26 protein-coding genes are annotated in these 22,069 nt (G+C 57.4%); 18 read left to right on the forward strand and 8 right to left on the reverse strand.

Annotation, left to right across the window (positions count from 1 at the left end; genetic code table 11):
* Positions 1-8: 8 nt before the first annotated feature.
* The 10 genes from rplO to rplQ all read left to right on the forward strand — a co-directional run bounded on the left by rplO (position 9) and on the right by rplQ (position 6,061).
* Positions 9-446 carry a 50S ribosomal protein L15 gene (rplO, locus tag TX82_RS05045; RefSeq protein WP_052338299.1) on the forward strand — a complete coding sequence of 146 codons (438 nt, stop codon included), beginning with the start codon at positions 9-11 and terminating at the stop codon, positions 444-446.
* Entirely contained in the window at positions 447-1,763 is a 1,317-nt protein-coding gene (secY, locus tag TX82_RS05050) for a preprotein translocase subunit SecY (RefSeq protein ID WP_005007692.1), read from the forward strand. It begins immediately after the preceding gene.
* Between the two features lie 3 nt (positions 1,764-1,766).
* Positions 1,767-2,408 carry an adenylate kinase gene (locus TX82_RS05055; RefSeq protein ID WP_005007693.1) on the forward strand — a complete coding sequence of 214 codons (642 nt, stop codon included), beginning with the start codon at positions 1,767-1,769 and terminating at the stop codon, positions 2,406-2,408.
* A 2-nt stretch (positions 2,409-2,410) separates the two neighbouring features.
* Complete coding sequence (gene infA / locus TX82_RS05060) at positions 2,411-2,629, forward strand: translation initiation factor IF-1 (protein ID WP_005007695.1); 219 nt, start codon at positions 2,411-2,413, stop codon at positions 2,627-2,629.
* Positions 2,630-2,652: 23 nt separating this feature from the next.
* On the forward strand, positions 2,653-2,766 hold the full coding sequence (gene rpmJ / locus TX82_RS05065; protein WP_042250588.1) for a 50S ribosomal protein L36: 114 nt from the start codon (positions 2,653-2,655) through the stop codon (positions 2,764-2,766).
* 43 nt (positions 2,767-2,809) lie between these two features.
* Positions 2,810-3,181 carry a 30S ribosomal protein S13 gene (gene rpsM / locus TX82_RS05070; RefSeq protein WP_005007696.1) on the forward strand — a complete coding sequence of 124 codons (372 nt, stop codon included), beginning with the start codon at positions 2,810-2,812 and terminating at the stop codon, positions 3,179-3,181.
* A gap of 18 nt (positions 3,182-3,199) precedes the next feature.
* Positions 3,200-3,592 (forward strand): 30S ribosomal protein S11, encoded by a 393-nt coding sequence (rpsK, locus tag TX82_RS05075; protein ID WP_005007698.1) that lies wholly within the window; start codon positions 3,200-3,202, stop codon positions 3,590-3,592.
* Between the two features lie 40 nt (positions 3,593-3,632).
* Positions 3,633-4,259 carry a 30S ribosomal protein S4 gene (gene rpsD, locus TX82_RS05080; protein WP_005007699.1) on the forward strand — a complete coding sequence of 209 codons (627 nt, stop codon included), beginning with the start codon at positions 3,633-3,635 and terminating at the stop codon, positions 4,257-4,259.
* Positions 4,260-4,355: 96 nt separating this feature from the next.
* Positions 4,356-5,381: a DNA-directed RNA polymerase subunit alpha gene (locus TX82_RS05085; protein ID WP_005007700.1), complete on the forward strand. Its 1,026-nt coding sequence runs from the start codon at positions 4,356-4,358 to the stop codon at positions 5,379-5,381.
* Between the two features lie 56 nt (positions 5,382-5,437).
* A complete protein-coding gene (gene rplQ, locus TX82_RS17150) occupies positions 5,438-6,061 on the forward strand; it encodes a 50S ribosomal protein L17 (RefSeq protein WP_005007701.1) in 624 nt (207 codons plus the stop codon).
* Positions 6,062-6,130: 69 nt separating this feature from the next.
* Here rplQ and TX82_RS05095 read toward each other — a convergent pair whose 3' ends face one another.
* From TX82_RS05095 to TX82_RS05105, 3 genes are all read right to left on the reverse strand, one after another.
* Positions 6,131-6,583: a YkgJ family cysteine cluster protein gene (locus tag TX82_RS05095; protein WP_005007702.1), complete on the reverse strand. Its 453-nt coding sequence runs from the start codon at positions 6,581-6,583 to the stop codon at positions 6,131-6,133.
* 164 nt (positions 6,584-6,747) lie between these two features.
* Positions 6,748-7,023 (reverse strand): cupin domain-containing protein, encoded by a 276-nt coding sequence (locus TX82_RS05100; RefSeq protein WP_005007703.1) that lies wholly within the window; start codon positions 7,021-7,023, stop codon positions 6,748-6,750.
* A 27-nt stretch (positions 7,024-7,050) separates the two neighbouring features.
* The gene (locus TX82_RS05105) at positions 7,051-8,028 is read right to left on the reverse strand and encodes a radical SAM protein (protein ID WP_005007705.1); all 978 of its coding nucleotides are present in this window, start codon (positions 8,026-8,028) and stop codon (positions 7,051-7,053) included.
* A gap of 519 nt (positions 8,029-8,547) precedes the next feature.
* Here TX82_RS05105 and rho point away from each other — a divergent pair.
* The 6 genes from rho to waaF all read left to right on the forward strand — a co-directional run bounded on the left by rho (position 8,548) and on the right by waaF (position 14,488).
* The gene (rho, locus tag TX82_RS05110; protein WP_005007707.1) at positions 8,548-9,798 is read left to right on the forward strand and encodes a transcription termination factor Rho; all 1,251 of its coding nucleotides are present in this window, start codon (positions 8,548-8,550) and stop codon (positions 9,796-9,798) included.
* Between the two features lie 18 nt (positions 9,799-9,816).
* Complete coding sequence (gene rpmE / locus TX82_RS05115) at positions 9,817-10,053, forward strand: 50S ribosomal protein L31 (RefSeq protein ID WP_005007709.1); 237 nt, start codon at positions 9,817-9,819, stop codon at positions 10,051-10,053.
* 76 nt (positions 10,054-10,129) lie between these two features.
* A complete protein-coding gene (gene prfA / locus TX82_RS05120; RefSeq protein WP_005007710.1) occupies positions 10,130-11,203 on the forward strand; it encodes a peptide chain release factor 1 in 1,074 nt (357 codons plus the stop codon).
* A gap of 15 nt (positions 11,204-11,218) precedes the next feature.
* A complete protein-coding gene (gene prmC / locus TX82_RS05125) occupies positions 11,219-12,115 on the forward strand; it encodes a peptide chain release factor N(5)-glutamine methyltransferase (RefSeq protein WP_005007711.1) in 897 nt (298 codons plus the stop codon).
* On the forward strand, positions 12,108-13,364 hold the full coding sequence (gene murA / locus TX82_RS05130) for a UDP-N-acetylglucosamine 1-carboxyvinyltransferase (RefSeq protein ID WP_005007713.1): 1,257 nt from the start codon (positions 12,108-12,110) through the stop codon (positions 13,362-13,364). Before prmC ends, murA begins: the two co-directional genes overlap by 8 nt.
* 53 nt (positions 13,365-13,417) lie before the next feature.
* The gene (gene waaF / locus TX82_RS05135) at positions 13,418-14,488 is read left to right on the forward strand and encodes a lipopolysaccharide heptosyltransferase II (protein ID WP_005007714.1); all 1,071 of its coding nucleotides are present in this window, start codon (positions 13,418-13,420) and stop codon (positions 14,486-14,488) included.
* A gap of 13 nt (positions 14,489-14,501) precedes the next feature.
* Here the strand turns inward: waaF and TX82_RS05140 are convergent, their stop codons facing one another.
* A complete protein-coding gene (locus TX82_RS05140) occupies positions 14,502-14,915 on the reverse strand; it encodes a PRC-barrel domain-containing protein (RefSeq protein ID WP_005007715.1) in 414 nt (137 codons plus the stop codon).
* 142 nt (positions 14,916-15,057) lie between these two features.
* Here TX82_RS05140 and TX82_RS05145 point away from each other — a divergent pair, with 142 nt between their 5' ends.
* Complete coding sequence (locus TX82_RS05145) at positions 15,058-15,771, forward strand: DUF4124 domain-containing protein (RefSeq protein ID WP_187291913.1); 714 nt, start codon at positions 15,058-15,060, stop codon at positions 15,769-15,771.
* Between the two features lie 125 nt (positions 15,772-15,896).
* The gene (locus TX82_RS05150; RefSeq protein WP_005007719.1) at positions 15,897-17,255 is read left to right on the forward strand and encodes an alanine/glycine:cation symporter family protein; all 1,359 of its coding nucleotides are present in this window, start codon (positions 15,897-15,899) and stop codon (positions 17,253-17,255) included.
* Between the two features lie 13 nt (positions 17,256-17,268).
* Here the strand turns inward: TX82_RS05150 and TX82_RS05155 are convergent, their stop codons facing one another.
* From TX82_RS05155 to TX82_RS05170, 4 genes are all read right to left on the reverse strand, one after another.
* On the reverse strand, positions 17,269-17,952 hold the full coding sequence (locus TX82_RS05155) for a glycosyltransferase family 2 protein (RefSeq protein WP_005007721.1): 684 nt from the start codon (positions 17,950-17,952) through the stop codon (positions 17,269-17,271).
* 99 nt (positions 17,953-18,051) lie between these two features.
* Positions 18,052-18,594, reverse strand: coding sequence for a Gx transporter family protein (locus tag TX82_RS05160; RefSeq protein WP_005007724.1), 543 nt, complete (start codon positions 18,592-18,594; stop codon positions 18,052-18,054).
* Positions 18,591-21,074, reverse strand: a complete 2,484-nt coding sequence (locus TX82_RS05165; RefSeq protein WP_005007728.1) for an ATP-dependent Clp protease ATP-binding subunit — start codon at positions 21,072-21,074, stop codon at positions 18,591-18,593. Before TX82_RS05165 ends, TX82_RS05160 begins: the two co-directional genes overlap by 4 nt.
* A gap of 41 nt (positions 21,075-21,115) precedes the next feature.
* Positions 21,116-22,051, reverse strand: a complete 936-nt coding sequence (locus TX82_RS05170) for a histone deacetylase family protein (protein ID WP_005007730.1) — start codon at positions 22,049-22,051, stop codon at positions 21,116-21,118.
* Between the last annotated feature and the right edge of the window lie 18 nt (positions 22,052-22,069).

A 22,069-nucleotide genomic window follows, 5' to 3' on the forward strand; every position in this document is an offset into this window, starting at 1 on the left:
CAGATATGATCGAATTATCCAATTTAAAAGGTTTCCCCGGCGGCCGCAAAAAACGCAACCGGGTCGGGCGTGGACCGGGTTCCGGAAATGGCAAAACCTCCGGGCGCGGTCAAAAAGGCCAGAAGAGCCGTTCCGGCGGCAGTCCGCATCCTTGGTTTGAAGGCGGCCAGATGCCGTTGCAGCGTCGCCTGCCCAAACGCGGTTTCACCAACATTTTCAAGAAAAGCTACGAGCTGGTGAACCTCGGAGACCTGAAAGGCATTTCGGTGGACGGCCCATTGACTCCCGATGTGATGAAAGAAAAAGGCCTCATCCATAAAACCGAAGCGGTCAAGGTGCTGGCGGACGGCGACCTCTCAGGGGCGATCACCATCCACGCCCACAAGTTCAGCAAGGCAGCGGTGGAGAAAATCGAGAAGTCGGGAGGAAAGGTCGTAGTCCTTTAAATGAGTGGCGCCGAGAGTTTTGCCAACATATTCCGGATCCCGGAACTCAAACGCCGGGTGTTCTTCACCCTTGGCGTCCTGATCGTTTACCGGATTGGCGCGCACATACCGACTCCGGGCATTGATGGCGCCGCCCTGGCGGAAATTTTCGAGCAGGCCAAGGGCACGATCCTCGGGTTCTTTGACATGTTTTCGGGCGGAGCGTTGAGCCGCCTGACCATTTTTGCGCTGGGCATCATGCCCTACATCAGCGCGTCGATCATCCTGCAGCTCCTCACCATCGTTTCGCCGCATCTGGCGCAGTTGAAGAAGGAGGGCGAGCAGGGCCAGAAAAAAATCACCCAGTACACGCGGTATGGCACGGTGCTGTTGAGCGTCATCCAGAGTTCCGGCATGGCGGTGGGGCTGGAAGCAATGAAGAGCCCCGGCGGCGCGCCGATCGTACCCGATCCGGGCTGGGAGTTCCGCATGATGACGATGCTGACCCTGACTGCGGGCACGGTGTTCATCATGTGGCTGGGCGAACAGATTTCCGAGCGCGGTATCGGCAACGGCATCTCGCTTATTATTTTCACCGGTATCGTGGCGGGCCTGCCCTCGGCGATCGGCATGTCGCTGGACCTGATGGGTACCGGCGAACTTTCCGTTTTGATCGGGCTGTTGCTGGCGGTGGTCATGATGGCCGTGGTCGGGTTCATTGTATTTACAGAGGGGGGACAGAGGCGAATCCCAATTCAGTACGCCAAGCGCGTGGTGGGGCGAAAGATGTATGGCGGGCAGACCTCGCACCTGCCGCTCAAGGTCAACACTTCCGGCGTCATCCCGCCGATATTTGCGTCCTCGATCATCATGTTCCCGGCAACCATCGCCCAGTTCATCGATCATCCATGGATGCAGACGGTTTCGGCGGCCCTGGCTCCAGGTAATTTGATCTACAGCCTGATTTTCATCGGTGCGATCTTTTTCTTCTGTTATTTCTACACGGCGGTCATTTTCAACCCGACCGAAGTGGCGGACAACATGAAGAAGCACGGCGGCTTCATTCCCGGAATCCGTCCGGGCCCGAAAACCGCCGAATACATCGACCAGATTCTGTCCAAGTTGACGTTTTACGGGGCGATATATCTGTCTTTTATCTGTATTTTGCCCGATTATTTGATAAAATACCTGAACATTCCGTTTTATTTTGGCGGGACAAGCCTGCTCATCGTCGTTGGTGTCTCCCTCGATACCATGCAACAAATTGAATCCCATTTGGTGATGCGGAATTATGACGGTTTCATCAAAAAAGGGAGGTTACGGAGTCGTCGAGGCTGATCCATGAGGGTGATATTGCTAGGTCCTCCTGGGTCCGGAAAGGGTACCCAGGCGAATTTGCTCCAGGAGCGGTTTTCCATCCCCAAAATTTCCACTGGGGACATCCTGAGGGCCGCCGTCAGTGACGGTACAGATTTGGGCAGCCAGGCCAAGACCTACATGGATCAGGGCCAGTTGGTGCCGGATGAGATTGTCGTCGGTCTCATCAAAGAGCGCATCAAGGAGCCCGATTGCGACAACGGATTCATTCTCGACGGCTTTCCCCGCACCATCGTGCAGGCGGAAAAGCTGGGTGAGATGCTGAGGTCCATGGGGCAGGACATCGATGTGGTTGTGGACCTGGAAGTGGGCAAGGACGAATTGCTGGTCCGCCTGACCGGGCGAAGCACCTGCAAGGAATGCGGAGCCATGTACCACAAAACCACGCACCCGCCGAAGGTGGCGGGTCGGTGTGATGCGTGCGGCGGTGAGTTGTACCAGCGCGACGACGACAACGAGGAGACGATCCTCAAGCGTTTGACGGTTTACAAGCAACAAACCGAGCCGCTCAAAAATTATTATGAAAAACAGGGAAAGCTGAAGACCGCCCCCGGTCGGGGTACGGTCGATGAAATATTTTCCCGGGTTTGCGAAATGGTCAACTGAATATGTCCAAAGAAGATTCCATCGAAGTCGAAGGCACCGTACTGGAACCCCTGCCGAACGCCATGTTCCGCGTGGAATTGGAAAACGGACACAAGATTCTCGCTCACATCTCCGGAAAGATGCGGCTGCATTTCATCCGCATCCTGTCGGGCGACAAGGTGAAGGTACAGCTTTCACCGTATGACCTGTCCCGGGGTCGAATCACTTACCGGTACAAGTAATCACGTCAGTCACAGAGGTCATCATGAAAGTTCAGGCATCCGTCAAAAAGATTTGTAAGAATTGCAAGGTGATCCGCCGTCGCGGCGTGGTGCGCGTGATTTGTGAGAACCCCAAGCACAAACAGAAACAGGGCTGAGCCCCGTAGCGGGCAACCGCGTCGTTAGAAGAAAGGAAATCGTGTGGCACGTATAGCCGGTGTGGACATTCCCATGAACAAACGCGCGCATGTGGCGTTGACCTATGTGTACGGCATCGGCCCGACCACTTCGGGCAGAATCCTTCAGCAGGCCAACGTGGCTCCGGAAACCCGGATCAAGGATTTGACGGACGATGAATTGACGCGTATCCGCTCGATCATCGAGAAAGATCATCAGGTGGAAGGCGATCTGCGCCGCACCAACAACATGAACATGAAGCGGCTCATGGACATCGGCTGTTACCGCGGGCTTCGGCACCGTCGCGGTTTGCCCGTTCGCGGCCAGCGCACGCACACCAACGCCCGCACGCGCAAGGGACCCCGTAAGACGGTCGGCGCCAAAGGCAAGAAATAACAACTGAGGTAAGGATCGATGGCAGACAAGAAACCCAAAGCTGGAAAGAAAAAGGGCAAAACCGCTCCGGAGATGGGCGTTGCCCATATCCGCGCTACGTTCAACAACACGATCGTGACCATCAGCGATCTGTCGGGGAACGTCGTGTCCTGGTCCAGCGCCGGTGCGCAGGGCTTCAAAGGCTCGCGCAAGAGCACCCCGTTTGCCGCGCAGGTGGCTGCCGAGAAAGCCGCCACCAAGGCCCGCGAAATGGGCATGCGCAAACTGGAAGTGCACGTGAAAGGCCCGGGTGCCGGGCGCGAATCCGCCATCCGGTCCCTGCAGGGTGTGGGCATGGAAATCACCGTCATCCGCGACCGCACGCCGATTCCGCACAATGGATGCCGGCCGCGCAAGCGCCGCCGTGTGTAACCGCATTATTGATTTGATTCATTTATAGGAGAGAGTAGCTTTGGCACGATATATTGGTTCCGTTTGTCGTCTCTGTCGCCGCGAAGGGGAAAAGCTGTACCTGAAAGCTGAGCGGTGCGATACCCCCAAGTGTGCGATCGACCGCCGAAGCTACGCCCCCGGCCAGCACGGCCAGGGTCGCACCAAGTTCTCGGAATACGGAGTGCAGTTGCGTGAGAAACAGAAGGTCCGCCGCCTCTACGGCGTACTGGAAAACCAGTTCCGCACGTACTTCAAAAAAGCCGACCAGAAGAAAGGCGTCACCGGCGAGAATCTTCTGCAGAACCTGGAAATGCGGATGGACAACGTCATCTACCGGATGGGCCTCGCGGGGTCCCGTAATGCCGCGCGCCAACTGGTGCGGCACCGCTTTTTCACCGTCAACGGCAAGAAAGTGAACGTGCCTTCTTACGCGGTCAGGAAAGGCGATGTGATCGGGCTGGTCGCATCCAAGAAAGATAAACTGCCGATCAAGACCGGCCTCGAAGCCATGAAGGGCAAAACTCTGCCCAACTGGGTGACATTTGATTTTGACAAGAACGAAGGAACGGTTCTGGAACTCTCCTCGCGTGAGGACATCACGCTCCCGATCAACGAGCAGTTGATCGTTGAATTGTATTCGCGTTGATGAGACCCTGATGGAGCCGCGCCCCCGCATTGCGCCGCCCCGTCGACCATCACCCAATACGCAATTGACACAGAACCCAATCGGAGGATTGACTTGATGATGCAGGGAATCGTTAAACCCAAGCGTCTCGATTTTGACAAAAAGACCCGGTCCGACAACTACGCCAAGTTCCAGGCAGGACCCTTTGAGCGCGGTTACGGCATCACTGTCGGGAATTCACTCCGCCGCATGCTGTTGTCTTCCATCGAAGGCACCGCCGTCATCGGCGTGAAGTTTGAAGGCGTGTTCCACGAATTTTCGTCCATTCCGGGCGTTATGGAAGACGTTACTGAAATTATCCTCAACCTGAAAAAACTGCAGTTGAAACTGCAGGGCAGTGAGGACAGCAAACGCCTGTACTTGAAGCGCGATACCGCAGGCGAAGTGCTGGCCAAGGATTTTCAGGAGGATCCGGACGTCACCATCCTGAGCCCGGACCACAAGATCGCCACGCTCGACAGCAACGGCACGCTGGACATGGAAGTGCTCATCCAGCGCGGTCGAGGTTATGTCCCGGCGGACCGCCATGACATGACCACCGAGTCGGTGCAGATGATTCCCGTCGATGCACTGTTCTCGCCGGTAGAAAAAGTGAATTACACGGTCGAGAAAACCCGCGTCGGGCAGTCCACGGACTACGATTCTCTCGTTATGGAACTGTGGACCGACGGCAGCATCACTCCGGAAGACGCCGTGGCGCACGCCGCGAAGATCGTCAAGGACCACATGCAGATCTTCATCAACTTCGATGAGGAGCCGGAGCCGGTTCAACCGCAGATCGACGAAAAGAAACAGAAACTGCTCACCAATCTGGCGAAAAGCGTCGAGGAACTGGAATTGTCCGTACGGTCCTACAACTGCCTAAAAAACGCGAATATCACCACCATTGCCGAGCTGGTGCAGAAGGGCGACAGCGAAATGCTGAAGACCCGAAATTTCGGTCGCAAGTCGCTCAACGAAATTAAAGAAATTCTCGAGGAAATGGGCCTGTCGCTGGGCCTGAAACTGGAAGAGGAAGACCTCCGACAGATCCAGGCCATGCGCAAGAAAAAAGAAGTGGAACTCGAGGGAGAACGCGCCTGACGAGAAACCCATCGTTTCCCACGGGCCCCAGAAACTGAACGGAGAGATCACATCCCATGCGTCACCTGAAAGCGGGAAGAAAACTGGGCCGCACCTCGGCTCACCGGAAAGCGTTGTTCCGTAACCTGGTCACTGCGCTCATCGTGAAAGAACGCATCCGTACTACGCTGGCCAAGGCGAAGGAACTGCGCAGCCACGTGGAGAAAACCATCACGCTGGGCAAGAAAGGCACCCTCCACGCCCGCCGCCGCGCTCTGCGCGTGGTCCACGGCAAGGAAGCCTTTGTGAAACTGTTTGACACGCTCTCCGACCGTTACGCCAGCCGCAACGGCGGTTACACCCGCATCCTGCACGTCGGCAACCGACGTGGTGACGACGCTCCGATGGCCATCATCGAACTCGTGGACCGCGAGGAAGAGCAGGCGCAGGCCGCTCCCGCCAAGGAGAAAAAAGCCAAAAAAGACTCCGGTGAAAAAAAGGAAACGGGCGAAAAGAAGGACAAAAAGGAAAACGGGGAGAAGAAAGCCCCGGCCGCCAAGAAGGACGACAAGGACAAGGCGCCCGCCAAGAAGAAAGCCGCTCCCAAAGCGGATAAGGACAAGGGCAAAGGCGACGAAAAGAAAACCAAGGCCGCCACCAAAAAGTCCACGGCTCCAAAGAAAAAATCCGACGACAAGTAACTCCCTCCGTCGCCGGATTTCAACTCACTCAATCAAATGTTTCATTTCCCCCATGCGGGGAAAGTCAAATCAACTGCCGCAACCGACCATGGCTTTCAGCTTGCGTCCCTTGGCATTGGGCCTGCCATAATCCGGTTCTTTATATTTGAACCGGTAATTGGTGTTTTCGTTGATCCAGTCCAAAAGTTCTTTGTAACTTTTGAAATGCTCCGTCCAGCCGTAATCGTCGCCGGTATATTCACAATTTTCGATACTGTGTTCGCGGCAAATGTACGGGCGCGTTTCATAAATGGCGCACTTGTTGTCGTCGCGCAGAAAATTGCACACCGTCTCCACCATCATGTACCAGCCCTTGCGGTAGATATAAAACGAAACGCCTTTGTGCGCGATCTGCCACAACATCGCTTCGTAGTCCTTGCGTGATTCCGGTTCATCCACCTGCAACGCGAAATAGGTACAGCACTTCGCCGGCAGGCATTTTTTACACTGATCCCACGGATCCTTGATCTTCGCTTTAGCCATAATAACCTGTCCTCAGGAAAAACAAATAGACGCCTCGCCCCTGCACGCCCCTATGCTAGGGGCAACGCCGGATAAGCGCAACCCCCGCATTCAAAAAAAAGCGGATTTCTGGAAATAAAAAAGGAAGAAAACAAACGAAGGAAGAAAAGGAAACGTAGACGACTTCAGGTCGTTTTCCGGTAACCGTACAACCAGCAGGCGGAGGTGCCTCCGATGTTGCGTGCCGAATGCACCGCCCGCGCGGGGATGAACACCTCCTCACCCGGTTGGGGACGGCCCACCGCGCCTTCGATCTCGATTTCTATGCGGCCTTCCCCCACCATGAACAGCTCGTCCACCTCGTGCACGAAACCTTCCCGGCGCCGGCCGGCCGGGTCGCGGAATTCGCCGAACGAGTGGCCGCGGCGTTTCCAGTCTCGGGCGATGCGGCCGGGGTCCACCCTGAGGAGAAGCAGTATAAACAGGGTTCAAGGCAGGGCGTAGGCCAGAAACGCTTCCGGGTCACGTGTGTCGAAGCGGCGCAAACCTTCTTCTTTGGCGATGCGCACGGCCTCGGCGTGTTCTTCGGAAGTCGTTCTGCGGCAGATTTCGCGAAAGCGGTTTTCGGTTACCTTGCCCGCCGGGCGGTACTGGTCCATGATGTTGACGTAGGTGTCGGGCGAGATTTCATTCGCCAGCCAGCGCATGATGGGCCGCACGTTCTCCGCGCTGTTCGGCATCACCAGGTGCCGCACCAGCACACCGCGTCTGGCGAGGCCTTTCTCGTCGAACACCAGGTCGCCCACCTGCTCGTGCATGGCCTTGATGGCGGCGCGCGCGGCGTCGGGATAACTTTTGGCCTTGAGGTAGGTGGACGATTCTTTCTCCTCCCAGTACTTGAAGTCGGGCATGAAGATGTCCACGATATCGCACAGGCTCTCGATGCTCTCCAGCGAATCGTAGGCGCCGGTGTTGTACACCAGCGGCAGTCGCAGGCCCATTTCGACGGCCATCGGCAGGGCCTCCAGAATCTGCGGCACCACGTGCTCCGGCGTGACGAAATTGATGTTGTGGCACCCCATCGCCTGCAGGCGGAGCATGATCTGCGCCAGCGCTTCGGGGCCGACCTCGTCGCCGTCGTGTTTCTGGCTGATATCGTAGTTCTGGCAGAACACGCACTTGAGGTTGCACATGGAAAAGAAGATGGTGCCGCTCCCGTTCCAGCCGCGCAGGCAGTCTTCCTCGCCAAAGTGCGGGAAGAAGCTGGAGACGTAGGCGTAGCGACCCGTCTTGCACAGTGCGAACTCGTTGTTCAGCCGGTCCACCTCGCAGTCGCGCGGGCACACCCTGCAGTTTGTGAGCGCCCGTAGAGCCTCGCGCGAACGGCGGAACAGCTCCCCCGTACGGTGCAGCTTCATGTAAGCGGGCTCAAATTTTTCGGAGTTGATGGTGAACGGGGTGGACACGCGGATCCTCTTTGGTTGACAATCGCCTCATGATATCGATTTTTGGAAGCGACTTCCAGAGGAGGTCCCGGGCAATCCGCAGTGCCAACGGGCCAGCCCTGTTCCGAAATACGAACTTTATTTCACAAAACCAAAAGCATCCAGAGCGGCTTGCCGGCCTGGCCCGGCCCCATTTTTTTGGCAAGTCAAAACCCGTGTTGCAGCCATCGGAATCCTGGCCGAAAGGGGTGGAAAGCGTTTGAAAATCGGTCAGAAAGCGTGATAAGAAAATGATTGACAACCGTGCGGGAAGCGTATAACTTGGTAATCGACCCCAAGAAGCAATGCTTCCTGCAAAAAAACCTCAGAACAACCGACGCCCGGAATCCTCAACCCAGTTCATTGAAGCGAAAACCCCATAAGCAGGACGGGCTCCAGCACATCCTCAATCGAGGAAACATCGCAAGGTCTTAAACCGAATCATCCACTCAAACCTGAATCCAACCACATACCATGCAAGCACAAACACAAGCACCATCCATGAACATTGAGGAACTTAAAACCAAGACCATATCCGAATTGACCAACATGGCCAAGTCGCTGAAAATTCCCGGCCACAGCGGTTTGCGCAAGCAGGACCTCATCTTCAAAATCCTCCAGGCCCAGATCGAAAAAGACGGTTTGATGTTCGGACAGGGCGTGCTGGAAATCCTGCCCGACGGATTCGGTTTCCTGCGAGCACCGACGTACAACTACCTCCCGGGCCCCGACGACATTTACGTGTCGCCTTCGCAGATCCGGAAATTTGATATGCATACCGGGGACACCATCTCCGGCCAGATTCGTCCCCCCAAGGAGAACGAGCGTTACTTCGCCCTGCTCAAGGTCGAGGCGATCAACTTCGAGAATCCGGACAAGACCAAAGACAAGATCCTGTTTGACAACCTGACGCCGCTCTACCCGATGGAGCGCATCCGTCTGGAAACGCCGAACTGCACGGATTACAGCGCGCGCATCATGGATTTGATGACGCCGATCGGCAAGGGCCAGCGCGGCCTCATCGTCGCCCCGCCCCGTACCGGCAAGACCATGCTGTTGCAGTCCATCGCCAACAGCATCGCCACCAACCATCCGGAAATGGTGCTGATCGTCCTTCTCATCGACGAGCGCCCGGAAGAGGTGACGGACATGGAACGCTCCGTTCGCGGCGAGGTCATCAGCTCCACCTTCGATGAACCGGCGCAACGCCACGTGCAGGTCGCCGAAATGGTCATCGAAAAAGCCAAGCGGCTGGTCGAACACAACAAGGACGTGGTGATCCTGCTCGACAGCATCACGCGCCTGGCACGTGCCTACAATGCCATCGTGCCGCCCAGCGGCAAAGTGCTCTCCGGCGGTGTGGACTCCAACGCCCTCCAGCGGCCGAAACGCTTTTTCGGCGCGGCCCGCAACCTGGAGGAAGGGGGCAGCCTCACCATCATCGCCACCTCGCTGGTCGATACTGGCAGCCGCATGGACGACGTCATCTTCGAGGAATTCAAGGGCACCGGCAACCTGGAGATCGTGCTTGACCGAAAACTCGCCGAAAAGCGCATTTTCCCGTCTATCGATATCAACCGCTCCGGCACGCGTAAGGAGGAATTGCTCATCGAGGAGCAGGAACTCCAGAAAATCTGGCTGTTGAGAAAAGTTTTACTGCCGATGGGCATCCATGATACGATGGAACTCCTCCTGCAGAAAATGCGAGAAACCAAAACCAATGCGGAATTCATCCAGACGATGAATTCCTGATCGTTCGGAGAACGTAGAATGAAAGCGGATATCCATCCGGAATATTTCGAGACCACCATCACGTGCGCCTGCGGCAACCAAGTGAAAACCCGTTCCACGGTGAAAGACGTCCATCAGGAAATCTGTTCCGCCTGCCATCCCTTTTTCACCGGCAAGCAGAAGCTGATCGACAGTGCCGGCCGCATCGAGAAGTTCACGCGGAAGTACCAGAAAGCCCAGGAAGCGAAAGCCGCCAAGCAGGCCTCCCCCAACTAGCTTTTCCACCCTCCGGAAAGCCCGACGGCGAAGAACCCTCCTTTTCACCCCGAACCCGGCCTGAGGGCCGAATTCCATGTTTGAACAACTCGATGACATCGAAAAGCGTTACGAAAAGCTCAATAATTTGATGAGCGACCCCAAGGTGTACGGCAACCCCGCCGAATACCAGAAATGCGCGCGCGAACACTCGGAACTGAGCGACATTGTTTCCGAGTACCGGGAATGGAAACGGGCGGACCGCCAGTTGCAGGAAAATCGTAAGGTGCTGGATGAGGAAAGCGACCGCGAACTGATCGAGATGGCCCGCGAGGAGGTCGAGTCTCTCATTCTCCGGAAAGAAGAACACGAAGCGCAGTTGAAATTGATGCTGTTGCCCAAGGACCCGCGCGACGAAAAGAGCGTCATCATGGAAATCCGCGCCGGAACCGGCGGCGATGAAGCGGGATTGTTCGCTGCGGACCTGTTTCGTATGTATTCCCGTTACGCGGAAGACAGGAAGTGGAAAATCGAAGTGCTCGCCAGCAGCGTCACCGGCGTGGGAGGGTACAAGGAAATCATTTGCAATATCCAGGGCAAGGGCGCCTACAGCCGCCTCAAGTTCGAAGCGGGGACGCACCGCGTGCAACGCGTACCGGCCACAGAAACACAGGGACGCATCCACACTTCGGCGGTCACCGTCGCCATCCTGCCGGAAGCGGAGGAGGTGGACGTGCAGATCAACCCGGGCGACCTCAAGATCGACGTGTACCGCTCATCGGGTCCCGGCGGACAGAGCGTGAACACCACCGATTCTGCAGTGCGCATCACCCACGTGCCCAGTGGGATCGTCGTCACCTGCCAGGATGAAAAGTCCCAACACAAAAACAAGGAACGTGCCCTCAAGGTCCTGCGCGCGCGGTTGTACGAGGAAGAGCAGCGCCGCCAGCAGGAAGCGATGGCGCAGGATCGCAAGTCGCAGGTGGGAACCGGCGACCGCAGTGAACGTATCCGGACCTACAACTTCCCGCAGGAGCGGGTTACCGATCACCGCATCGGCCTCACCCTGCACAAGCTGACGCAGATCATGGAGGGGCACCTCGACGAATTGATCGACAAACTGGTTTACCATTATCAAACCGAAGCCCTGCAGAAAAGCAGCGCTTCCTGAACCGTTAGATACCCGATGTCCATACTGAAATCCGACGCTCTCATAACCGTCGGCGAAATTCTGCATGATGCGGAAAACCGCCTGCATGAGGCGGGCGTGAATACACCCCGCCTCGATGCCGAGATCCTGCTTGCGGAAGCGATGCACACCACGCGTACGGGGTTGATGGCGGATGCGGGCCGGGAAGTAACTCCTGTGGAGAGAACGGCGTTCACCACCTGGCTGGAGCGCCGCGAACAGCGCGAGCCGGTGGCCTACCTGCTGGGTCGCAAGGAATTCTGGTCGCTGGATTTCACCGTGAACCCGAATGTGCTCATTCCCCGCCCGGACACGGAGTGTTTGATCGAACATTTGCTCACGCTGGTCAAACGCGACGGCGTGGAGGCCCCCCGCATCCTTGACGTGGGTACGGGATCAGGCATCCTTGCCATCGTTGCCGCAAGAGAGTGTCCCACCGCCACCGTTACCGCGATGGAATTGTCCGACCGGGCGCTGGACCTGGCGCGGCACAACGCGTCGGTTCATAATGTTTTGTCACAGATTCAGTTCGTCCAGGGCGATTTCCACCGCGAGTTCTGGGAAGGCGCGCCGTTCGACTACATCCTCAGCAATCCTCCTTATATCGATTACGAAACTTATGAGACCCTTGCGCCGGAAATCCGCGAGTACGAGCCGAAGCAGGCCCTGGTAGCGGGACCCGACGGCATGGACGCATACCGGAAAATCATTCCGTTGGCGGCCATGTTGCTTCGTCCCGGCGGATCGCTTTTGCTGGAATTCGGAAACGATCAGGGACCGGGGGTCAATCAGCTCGTAGCCGAAAACAACGGTTTCGAGGCTATCGAGCGGGCAAGTGATTACACGGGCGCGGAACGGGTGCTGTCGGCGAAAAGGAGAGCGGTCCGTGGATAAGATCTGCATCGAAGGCGGACGCCCTCTCAAGGGGACGGTGCGCATCAGCGGTGCCAAAAATGCCGTGCTCCCTGCGCTCGCCGCCACGCTCCTCACCGGCGGCAAAAACGAAATCACCAACATCCCACGCGTGCGCGATGTGCTCACACTGGTCAAACTCCTGGAAGATCTGGGTTGTAAAACGGAATCGTTCGAAGGTGACCGGATTGTGCTCGACTCCGCGCAAATCCATAATCACAAAGCGCCGTACGATCTGGTGAAAACCATGCGCGCATCGTGTCTGGTATTGGGGCCCCTGCTGGCGCGTCTCGGCAAGGCGGAGGTGTCGCTCCCCGGCGGTTGCGCCATCGGCGCGCGTCCCATCGACCTGCATATCAAAGGCCTGCGTGCCCTGGGTGCGGAGCTCCGCATCGAAGGCGGATATATCAAGGGCCGTGCCGACAAACTGAAAGGCGCGCGGTTCTGTTTCGACTCGACCACGGTCACCGGGACCATGAACGTGATGATGGCGGCGGTGCTGGCGGACGGCGAAACCATTCTGGAAAACGTCGCGCGCGAACCGGAGGTGACCTTCCTCGCGGATGTGCTGAACCGGTGCGGTGCGAAGATCGAGGGTGGCGGCACCGATACGCTGGTCATCCAGGGGGTTTCGTCGTTGAAGCCGATTCATTGCGCCATCTTCCCGGACCGCATTGAAGCGGCGACCTACATGGTCGCGGCGGCAATCACCGGCGGGGATGTGGAGGTGACGCATTGCCTGCCGCAACATCTGGAACCGGTTCTGCTCAAAATGAAAGAGGCCGGGGTGGAGTTGACGGAAGGGGACCACTCGGTGCGGGTGCGCCGTTCGGGGTCCCTGCAGCCGACGAACATCATCACGCAGCCGTATCCCGGATTCGCCACCGATATCCAGGCGCAGTTCATGGCCTTGATGACCCTTGCTGAAGGACAGAGTGTCATTACTGAAACCGTATTTGAAAACCGGTTCCTGCATGCGGCGGAATTGAAACGGATGGGCGCCAATATCCTTCTCGACGGGCATACGGCCATCGTCACCGGAGTCAAGAAGTTGAGCGGTGCTCCGGTGATGGCCACCGATCTGCGCGCCAGCGCCTCGCTCGTGCTGGCGGGGCTGGCTGCGGAAGGGGAAACGGTGATCTCCCGCGTTTATCACATTGACCGCGGCTATGAGACCATGGAAGATAAAATGTCCCGGTTGGGTGCCGCCATTCGACGCGTGCGCGCCTGATGGGTGATGGTGGGCTGCGGGTAATGCTACCGAAGTCCTGAAATGATAAAACCATGCGATCCACCGATTGGGAAAAAGAAAACATCCATCACATCGCGCTTTGGATGCCAAACTGGCTGGGTGACGTGGTGTTCGCGCTCCCGGCAGTGCAGGGAATCCGCAAAGTGTTTCCCGAGGCCCGCTTCACAGCGCTCGCTCGCCGTCCTGCCGACGATTTTTTAATTCACCATCCCGCATTCGACAGCGTTCTTCCCATTCCCTACGGGTCCAGCGAGGGTGCATTGGCGTCCTTGCAGTTCGGGCGGACCCTGCGTAAGTACCGGTTCGACCTTTCCATCCTGTTTCCCAACGCCATCCGCACCGCCTTGTTGTCGCGGCTGTCCGGTTCCCGCCTTCGTTTAGGGTATGGTACCGAATGGCGGGGGTGCCTGTTGACACACCCGGTGGATGCGATTGATTCACGAAGTATGCATGCGGTTGAATATTATTACCGCTTGGCGGAAACTTTGGGGGCACCGGCATTGGAGCGGTCGTTCGAATCGGTACTGACCGATGACGACGTGTTTCGTCAGAAGACGATGCTGGCAGAAAAAGGAATCGGTGATACTCCCTGCCTGGTGGCGGTGCAACCGGGTGCCTCGAAGGCGGAAAAACGCTGGCACGCAGAACGTTTCGGCGAGCTGTGCCGCAGGTTGGCCCAAGAACAGGACGCGCAATTTGTTTTTCTGGGAAGTCAGGCTGAGGCGGGGCTGATCGATGAAGTCCGCGCCCTTTGCCCACCTGAAAAATGCGTGGCGTTGACCGGACTGCCTCTGCACGAGGTTCTGGGTGTGATCAAAAACTGTCGATTTCTGGTAGCCAATGACAGCGGCATCATGAACCTCGCCGCCATGGTGGGCACGCCGGTGGTTGCGATTTTCGGTCCCGGTAACGTGCTCACCACCGATCCCGTTATCGCTCCGGAGAAAAAAGAGATCGTCACCAAAAAATTTCCATGCTCCCCCTGCCGCCACCGATTCTTTGAAGAATGCGAACCTTCCCCCAATAATAAGCCGTACTGCATTGAGGACATTCAGGTGGAGGAAGTGATGCAGGCGGTACAGCGTCTCCTGCAACGCGTGTGAGGGGTGCGGAAGCTCAGCTCTCTGAGCCGGTGTCAATTTGATCCACCTCCGCCGACTCGTCCCAGTAGGGTTCCAGATCGAAATAGCTCAGAATCACCTGTTCCTCTTCGCGCGTCAGGGCCTCGATGTCTTCCGGGGTGGGTGCCTGCTGAATGGCCTCGCGCGTATACTGGGCCTGTACTTTGGCGGAATCGATCGTTGCCAGGTGGTCGATGGGAAAGATCACGGTTTTGCCGCGTGTGGACAGGAACCCGCCTTCGATGAATACAATGTAGCGTACGCGGTGTGTGTCCGGTTCCGCCAGCACACCGCGGATACGCGCCATTTCGCGCAGGTCCTTGTCGTATACGTAAGACCCGACCAAACGTTCTTCGCTGCGGAGGTCGTAAACATTGTCGTCGTGGTAACGCAGGGGACTTAGAGTCATGTCGTGCCCGGATTCGGGTGGCCGTTCGATTTGCCGCAAATTATATCAAATTTATCAATAGGTTGTTGTATAATTCTGTGATGACCGCATTGCCTCGTGGCACCTGGTCGCGGCCTGTATGAACTCCCAACCGGAGCCGATCATGCGACATTTTCATGCCCGAACGCCTGCCCTCCTTATGGCGATCTTTTTTGCGGTCTCGTTCGCTCCACCCGCTGAAGCCCGTTACATCTACGTATACACCGACGATCAGGGTGTGGTGCACTATTCGGATTTTTTGAGTGGTGTGCCGCCCGAGTATCGTGGAAAAGCACGGGCCAAATTCGTTCCCGACAAGAAACCGCAATCCAAAACTGGAGAGGACCAGGCTTCAAAAGGCAGTGGCGGCTCCGCCCCCTCCAAGTCAACCGGGTCCACGGACAAGGAACAGGTTGGCCTCTCCGAAGAGCAGGAACGGTTGATGAATGAGGTCAAGTCGGTATTGAATCGAATGGTGCCGCTGGGCGGTAAATATAAGGATGTCCAGAAAAATTTCACCAACGGGCGTCGTATGTACGGTGACATCCAGGGCAATCTGTCCGTGAAAAAAGGTCTGGTGGACAAGCTTGGCAACGCCAAAAATTCCCTGCTGGTGCAGGCCCGGGGATTTCTGAAAAGCAGTATTTCCCAGGATGAAAACACGGTGGTGAACACCGGCACCCCCAAGCGGAAGATTTATGATATTTATGCGCGTTTCGAATCCGAATCCCAACAGGCGCAAAACCTGATTCAGAAAATCGATCAGGCGATTCAAAAATCAAACCAGGACAAAGCGGAAGCGGAAGCAAAGGCAAAAGCCGAAGCGGCAAAGAAGTAAATCTTTTCATTACCATCCACCATGATGCGGGGCTCTGTTACCGGCAACAATCTTCCCGCCCCATTTCATTTCATGCGTTCCTTCCTTTTAAACCATCTCACATCCACTCCCGTTAGACTGGCAGCATGACCGCGATCAATGAATTCTTTGCCGGCCTGAGCGGATTCCTTTGGGGACCGTGGCTTCTGATCCTGCTTGTCGGCACCGGAATCTGGCTCACCATCTGCCTGCGCGGCATCCAGTTCCGCATGCTGGGGTACGCGTTGCGCCTAACGTTTTCATGCGAGCGGAAGGGCGAGGGCGACATTTCACATTTCGGCGCACTCATGATCGCGCTCTCCGCCACCATCGGCGTTGGTAACATCGCCGGCGTGGCGACAGCGGTCGCCCTGGGCGGACCTGGGGCGGTGGTGTGGATGTGGATCACGGCGCTGTTCGGGATGGCCACCAAGTATTCGGAAGGATTCCTCGCCGTGAGATTTCGCACCACCAACGCGCGCGGGGAAATCTCCGGCGGTCCCATGTATTACCTGGAAGGAGGACTGGGCTGGCGGTGGCTGGGTGTGGTGTTCGCGTTTGCGGGAGCCATCGCCGCGTTCGGCATCGGAAACATGGTGCAGGCCAACACCACGGCGGAGGCCATCGTCGGCGTGGCGGGGGTATCCAGAACGCTGGTCGGCGGGGTGTTGATGGTTCTCACGGGACTGGTCATCTTCGGCGGAGTCAAATGGATCGCAGAGGTGGTATCGTTTTTCGTTCCGGTCATGGTGGTGTTGTACTTCGGGGGATCGGTGCTCATTCTGATTGGGAACTGGGAACAGGTTCCGTCCGGGCTGGCTATGTTGTTTGAAGATGCATTGTCGGGCACTGCCGCCTCCGGCGGATTTGCCGGTGCGACCCTGGCGCAGGCGATCCGGTTTGGCGTGGCACGTGGATTGTTCTCCAACGAATCCGGATTGGGAAGCGGTCCGATCGCCGCCGCTGCGGCCAGGACCAATCAACCCGCCAAGCAGGCACTGGTGTCGATGACGGGAACGTTCCTCGACACCATCGTCGTGTGCTCGCTTACGGGACTGGTTCTGGCGACCACCCGGGTGTGGACGTCCGGCGAGACCGGTGTGGCGCTCACCATGCAGGCGTTCTCCGCAGGGCTTCCCGGCCAGTGGGGCCAGTGGATTGTGACCCTGGGTGTCGTCACTTTTGCCTTCTCGACGATCTTGGGATGGAGCTATTACGGTGAAAAATGCTTTGAGTACCTGGCCGGTGTGAAATGGGTTTGGTACTACCGCGCGGTTTGGTGCGCGGTTGTGTTCGTGGGGGCGGTGGTGAAGCTGGATCTTGTCTGGAACTTTGCCGATGCGATGAACGCGCTCATGGCCGTGCCCAACCTGATCGCCCTTCTCGCTCTCAGCAACCTGGTCAGGCGCGAAACCAGGCAGTTTGAGGAAGGACTCAAAAACGGATCCATCTGCCGCTACGATTGATCCCGCGTCCGGCTCAATCCGTCAGGCGGAACTTGATGATGAACCAGATGGCGGCGACGCCGTCTTTCCAGTTGATCTTTTTGCCTTCCGAATAATCCCGTCCGCTGTAGGAAATGGGCACTTCATAGATGCGGAAATTTTTGCGCGCGATCTTGCTGGTGAACTCCGGCTCGAAACCGAAGCGGTCGCACTTGAGCGTGATGGAGTCCAGTACTTTCTTCGTGAACACCTTGTAACAGGTTTCCATGTCCGTCAGGTTCAGGTTGGTGAACATGTTGGACAGGGTGGTCAGCACCTTATTGCCGACGTAGTGCCAGAAAAAGAGCACGCGGTGGGGTCCGCTCAAAAACCGCGACCCGTAAACGACATCCGCACGTCCGTCGAGAATGGGTTCGAGCAGAACCCCATACTCCGAAGGGTTGTACTCGAGGTCGGCATCCTGAATGATGATCACGTCGCCGGTCAGGTTTTTGAAACCCGTACGTAAAGCCGCTCCCTTCCCCCGATTTTTGTCATGGTAGACGACCCGAAACCCTTCCTTCGATTCGTATTCCTTTAAAATCTCGCGTGTGCCGTCAGTGGAATAGTCATCCACAAGCACGATTTCTTTCTCGTACGGCGTGGCTTCCACGCGCTCAATCAGGGTGCGGACGGTGTTTTTTTCGTTGTAAACGGGAATGACGACAGAGATTTTCACGGAGCCTCAGCCTGTGTAACTCGTGGTATTCATTGGGGTCAACTGTTCCAGTGTAAGGCATCAGGCCCAGGATGTCTAAATTAAATTGGGGCGGCAAACTCAGGGGACGGTGACGTTTTCCTCGCGCATGCGTTCGAGCACGTGGTTGGCGAGAATGCCGGTCAGGATGCCGGTGAGCAGTGAAAAGGTGAGGAACACGGGCAGCAGTTGCAGGAACGTTTTCTGTTGAATGAAGAAAAAGAACACGCAGAGGAAAATGGTGGTGGTGTGCGCGTAGGCGGCGGAGACGCTGACGCCGATCAGGCTGAACCAGCGCTTTCCAAGGTGATGCACGAGCCCCATGACAGCCATTGCCGCGAGGCCACCGGTCAGGCTGAGAAAAAAAGTAGGGCCGAGGAACGTGCCGCCAAAGATACCGCCCAGAAAGATGCGAAGCACTGTGACGGTGAGCGCTTCCGAAAACCCGTAGCGTACCAGTGTGACGAGGGTGATGACGTTGGCGAGGCCGAGTTTCACCCACGGCGAGGGCAGGGGGAGCATCGCCTCCACCCGGTGAAGGACCACCCCGAGTCCGACCAGGATGGCGAGCACCACAAGCTTGCGGTTGTCCGGCGTCGCGTTTTGCGTGTGAGAGATGGTCATGACGCGGGTACCGCCTCCGGCTCGGCTTCCTTCGCGGAGAATACGTACTCGTCGTCCACGTAATCGACAAGGATGGTGTGGCCCTGCGTGAGTTCGCCGTTGATGATCTTCATGGAAATCGCGTTTTCTATTTTGTCTTCAATCAAACGGCGCAACGGGCGTGCCCCATAGGTGTCGCTGAATCCTTCTTTTGCAAGCTGGCCTTTAACGCGTTCGGTCACTTTCACGCTCATGTCGTTTTCCTGCAAACGCTTGTTGAGGTTGTTCAGCATGAGGTCGGCGATGGCGCGCACGTGCTCCGGTTCCAGCTTGTGAAACACGATGAGATCGTCCAGCCTGTTGATGAACTCCGGCTTGAACAGCTTCTGCACTTCGCTCAGAACGAGCGAGCGAATCTGGTTGTAGTCACGGTCAGGGTCGTCCATGGTGGCGAAGCCGATGCCCTTGGTTTTGCCTTCCGTGATGAACTGCGTGCCGATATTGGAGGTGCCGATGATGATCGCGTTCTTGAAGCTGGTGACGCGGCCCTGGGCGTCCGTCAGGCGCCCGTCGTCGAGCAATTGCAGGAGGATGTTGAACACGTCCGGGTGCGCTTTTTCCAGTTCATCCAGCAGGATAACGGAGTAGGGCTGGCGGCGTACTTTTTCCGTCAACTGGCCGCCTTCGTCGTAACCGACGTATCCCGGCGGCGAGCCGATGATTTTCGACACTGCGTGTTTTTCCATGTACTCGGACATGTCGAGGCGGATGAGGCGGTTTTCGTCGTCGAGCAGGAACTCGGCAAGCGCCTTGGCCAGCTCCGTTTTGCCGACTCCCGTGGGACCGAGAAACAGGAACGACCCGATGGGTCGGTTCTTGTCCTTGAGCCCCGCACGGTTCCGGCGGATGGCGTTGCTGAGCGCGACGATGGCCTGATGCTGGCCAATGACACGCTTGTGCAGGTTGTCCTCCATGTTCTTGAGTTTTTCGGTTTCCGTTTCGCGGATCTTGTTGACCGGGATGCCGGTCCACGTCGCCACCACGTTGGCGATGTCTTCTTCCGTTACCGAGTGATCGACGTCCTTGAGTTCATCGTTCCATTTTTGTTTTTCGTCCGAGAGTTTGTGGTCGATCTCGATGACCTCCTGCCGCAGTTCCGCCACCTTGCGGAAATCCTGCTCGTCGAACGCCGCCTTCTGGGCTTTCAGCAGATCGTTTTTCTCCTTTTCCAGCTTCTGGATGACCGGTGGCACGTAGATCAGGGCGAGGTGTTTTTTTGCCCCCGCCTCGTCCAGCAGGTCCACCGCCTTGTCCGGCAGGGCGCGGTCGGAAATGTGTTTCTCCGACAGTTTGGCAGCGGCGCGGACGGCGCTGTCGCTGTAAATGATCGAGTGATGCCGCTCGTAACGCGCCTTGATGCCTTTCAGCATCTCGATGGTCATCTCCACCGACGGTTCCGACACCATGACGGGCTGGAAGCGGCGTTCCAGCGCCTTGTCCTGTTCGATGGATTTCTTGTAATCGTCCAGTGTGGCGGCTCCGATGCATTGGAGCAGACCGCGGGAGAGCGCCGACTTGAGAATGTTGGAAGCATCCACCCCGCCCGCACCCGCGCCGGCGCTGACCAGCGTGTGCAGTTCGTCGATGAAGAGAATGACGTTGCCATGGGCGCTCACGATCTCGTCCTTCACCGCCTTCATGCGTTCTTCGAACTCACCGCGCATCTTCGCGCCGGCGATGATCTCCGACAGCTCCAGCATCTTGACGCGTTTGTTGAGCAGGCTGTTGGGCACCTCCGCTTTCACGATCTTCTGCGCCAGGCCTTCCACAATGACGGTCTTGCCCACGCCCGGCTCGCCGATGAGCACGGGATTGTTCTTGTTGCGCCGTGACAGTATCTGGATGAGCCGGTCGATTTCCTTTTCGCGGCCGATGACGGGATCGAGCTCGCCCCGCCGCGCGAGGTCGGTGAGATCGGTCGTGTACTGGCTGAGCACGTCCATCTTGCCTTCGGCGTTCTGCTCGTCGATGGTGGTGCCGCCGCGCATGATCTCCAGGTCTTCGTGGACCTTGGCGTACTTGAAGCCGAACTCCTGCAGGATATCGGCAACGCGCCCGACGCGGGAGTCCAGCATGCCGAGGAACATGGTGCCGACGCCGATGTAGCGGTCGCCGAACTTCTTGGCCTCTTCCTGCGCCACCTCGAACAGGATGTTGGTTTCCTGGGACAGGTGGATCTGCTGGATCTGTTGCATCTCCTCGGGACTTTCCGCAGAGACGGTCTCGAACAGGCGGTCGAGGAGCTGACGGGAGAGGTCCTTGTTTTCCGGATAATAGGTTTCGAAGAAACGCTTCAGGCGGGAATCCTGCGCCTCGATCAGGCCGATCAGCACGAACTCCGGCGTGAGCAGGGTCTGGCGCAGGTTCACCATTTCCATGGCGCCGACGTTCAGGGCGTCGATGACTTTATCGGTGAATTGCCTCAAATATTGTTGAAGCATGATTCAAGTCAAAGGAATGTGGGTGAGTGAAATGATTCCTTTTATGATAACAAATTTTCCAGATGGATGTACACCGAGTCCGCCAGAGCCTCGTAATTGTATCCGCCCTCCAGCATGGAAATGAGGCGGCCCCGGCAGATTTCGTCCGCCGCACCGCGGATCAGCCGGGTCATTTCGCCGAAACACTCCGTGGTGAGCGACACGTTGGCCAGTGGGTCGTCCTCGTGCGCGTCGAATCCGGAGGAGATGATGATGAGGTCCGGCTTGAAGCGGAACATCTCCGGGACCAGCTTGTCCTTCACCACCGAGATGTAATCCGCATCATTGGAAAACGCCCGCATGGGGAAATTGAGCGTGGTGCCGAGCCCGTCGCCCGTGCCCGTTTCGTCCTTGTCGCCGGTGCCCGGATAAAAAGGAAATTGATGAGTGCTGGAATAATAAATGTTAGGATCCGCGTAAAACGAATGCTGGGTGCCGTTGCCGTGATGCACGTCCCAGTCGAAGATGAACACGCGGTTGAGGTCCTTTTTCGCCAACGCGTAGCGGGCGGCGACGGCGACGTTGTTGAACAGGCAGAATCCCATCGACCGCGTTTCCTCCGCGTGGTGGCCCGGCGGGCGCACGGCGCAGAACACGTTATCACAGGCGCCGTCCACCACCGCATCCACCGCGGTCAGCCCCGCTCCCGCCGCCAGCAGGGCCGAGTCGTAGGACTTTGTGCTGATGGCGGTGTCCATGTCCAGGCGGCTCATGCCCGATTCGCAGGCGCGGGCGACGGAATCCATATACTTTTCCGGGTGGTTGAGCGCGATCTCCTCCGCCGTGGCGGGGCGCGGCTCCAGCGTGGGCAGGCGCGAGGCCAGGCCGGACTCCTCCAGCTTTTGCGTGATGGCGCGCAGTCGGCCGGGGTTTTCCGGGTGGCTTCCGGTTTCGTGCTCCAGGAACAGCGGATGATAGATGTATCCGGTTTTTTTCATGGGTATCCGGGATGAAAA

It is taken from the genome of Nitrospina gracilis 3/211 (genome assembly GCF_000341545.2).
In the GTDB taxonomy this organism is placed as follows: Bacteria; Nitrospinota; Nitrospinia; order Nitrospinales; family Nitrospinaceae; genus Nitrospina; species Nitrospina gracilis.

What these genes read in the sequence shown, in the direction of transcription:
- TX82_RS05140 (WP_005007715.1), bottom strand. Translation starts at nt 14,915, where the DNA reads ATGACTCTAAGTCCCCTGCGTTACCACGACGACAATGTTTACGACCTC.
- TX82_RS05150 (WP_005007719.1), top strand. Translation starts at nt 15,897, where the DNA reads ATGACCGCGATCAATGAATTCTTTGCCGGCCTGAGCGGATTCCTTTGG.
- TX82_RS05095 (WP_005007702.1), bottom strand. Translation starts at nt 6,583, where the DNA reads ATGGCTAAAGCGAAGATCAAGGATCCGTGGGATCAGTGTAAAAAATGC.
- TX82_RS05170 (WP_005007730.1), bottom strand. Translation starts at nt 22,051, where the DNA reads ATGAAAAAAACCGGATACATCTATCATCCGCTGTTCCTGGAGCACGAA.
- TX82_RS05145 (WP_187291913.1), top strand. Translation starts at nt 15,058, where the DNA reads ATGCGACATTTTCATGCCCGAACGCCTGCCCTCCTTATGGCGATCTTT.
- TX82_RS05055 (WP_005007693.1), top strand. Translation starts at nt 1,767, where the DNA reads ATGAGGGTGATATTGCTAGGTCCTCCTGGGTCCGGAAAGGGTACCCAG.
- prmC (WP_005007711.1), top strand. Translation starts at nt 11,219, where the DNA reads ATGTCCATACTGAAATCCGACGCTCTCATAACCGTCGGCGAAATTCTG.
- rho (WP_005007707.1), top strand. Translation starts at nt 8,548, where the DNA reads ATGAACATTGAGGAACTTAAAACCAAGACCATATCCGAATTGACCAAC.
- infA (WP_005007695.1), top strand. Translation starts at nt 2,411, where the DNA reads ATGTCCAAAGAAGATTCCATCGAAGTCGAAGGCACCGTACTGGAACCC.
- waaF (WP_005007714.1), top strand. Translation starts at nt 13,418, where the DNA reads ATGCGATCCACCGATTGGGAAAAAGAAAACATCCATCACATCGCGCTT.
- rpsK (WP_005007698.1), top strand. Translation starts at nt 3,200, where the DNA reads ATGGCAGACAAGAAACCCAAAGCTGGAAAGAAAAAGGGCAAAACCGCT.
- secY (WP_005007692.1), top strand. Translation starts at nt 447, where the DNA reads ATGAGTGGCGCCGAGAGTTTTGCCAACATATTCCGGATCCCGGAACTC.
- prfA (WP_005007710.1), top strand. Translation starts at nt 10,130, where the DNA reads ATGTTTGAACAACTCGATGACATCGAAAAGCGTTACGAAAAGCTCAAT.
- TX82_RS05085 (WP_005007700.1), top strand. Translation starts at nt 4,356, where the DNA reads ATGATGCAGGGAATCGTTAAACCCAAGCGTCTCGATTTTGACAAAAAG.
- TX82_RS05160 (WP_005007724.1), bottom strand. Translation starts at nt 18,594, where the DNA reads ATGACCATCTCTCACACGCAAAACGCGACGCCGGACAACCGCAAGCTT.
- rpmJ (WP_042250588.1), top strand. Translation starts at nt 2,653, where the DNA reads ATGAAAGTTCAGGCATCCGTCAAAAAGATTTGTAAGAATTGCAAGGTG.
- rplQ (WP_005007701.1), top strand. Translation starts at nt 5,438, where the DNA reads ATGCGTCACCTGAAAGCGGGAAGAAAACTGGGCCGCACCTCGGCTCAC.
- rpmE (WP_005007709.1), top strand. Translation starts at nt 9,817, where the DNA reads ATGAAAGCGGATATCCATCCGGAATATTTCGAGACCACCATCACGTGC.
- TX82_RS05165 (WP_005007728.1), bottom strand. Translation starts at nt 21,074, where the DNA reads ATGCTTCAACAATATTTGAGGCAATTCACCGATAAAGTCATCGACGCC.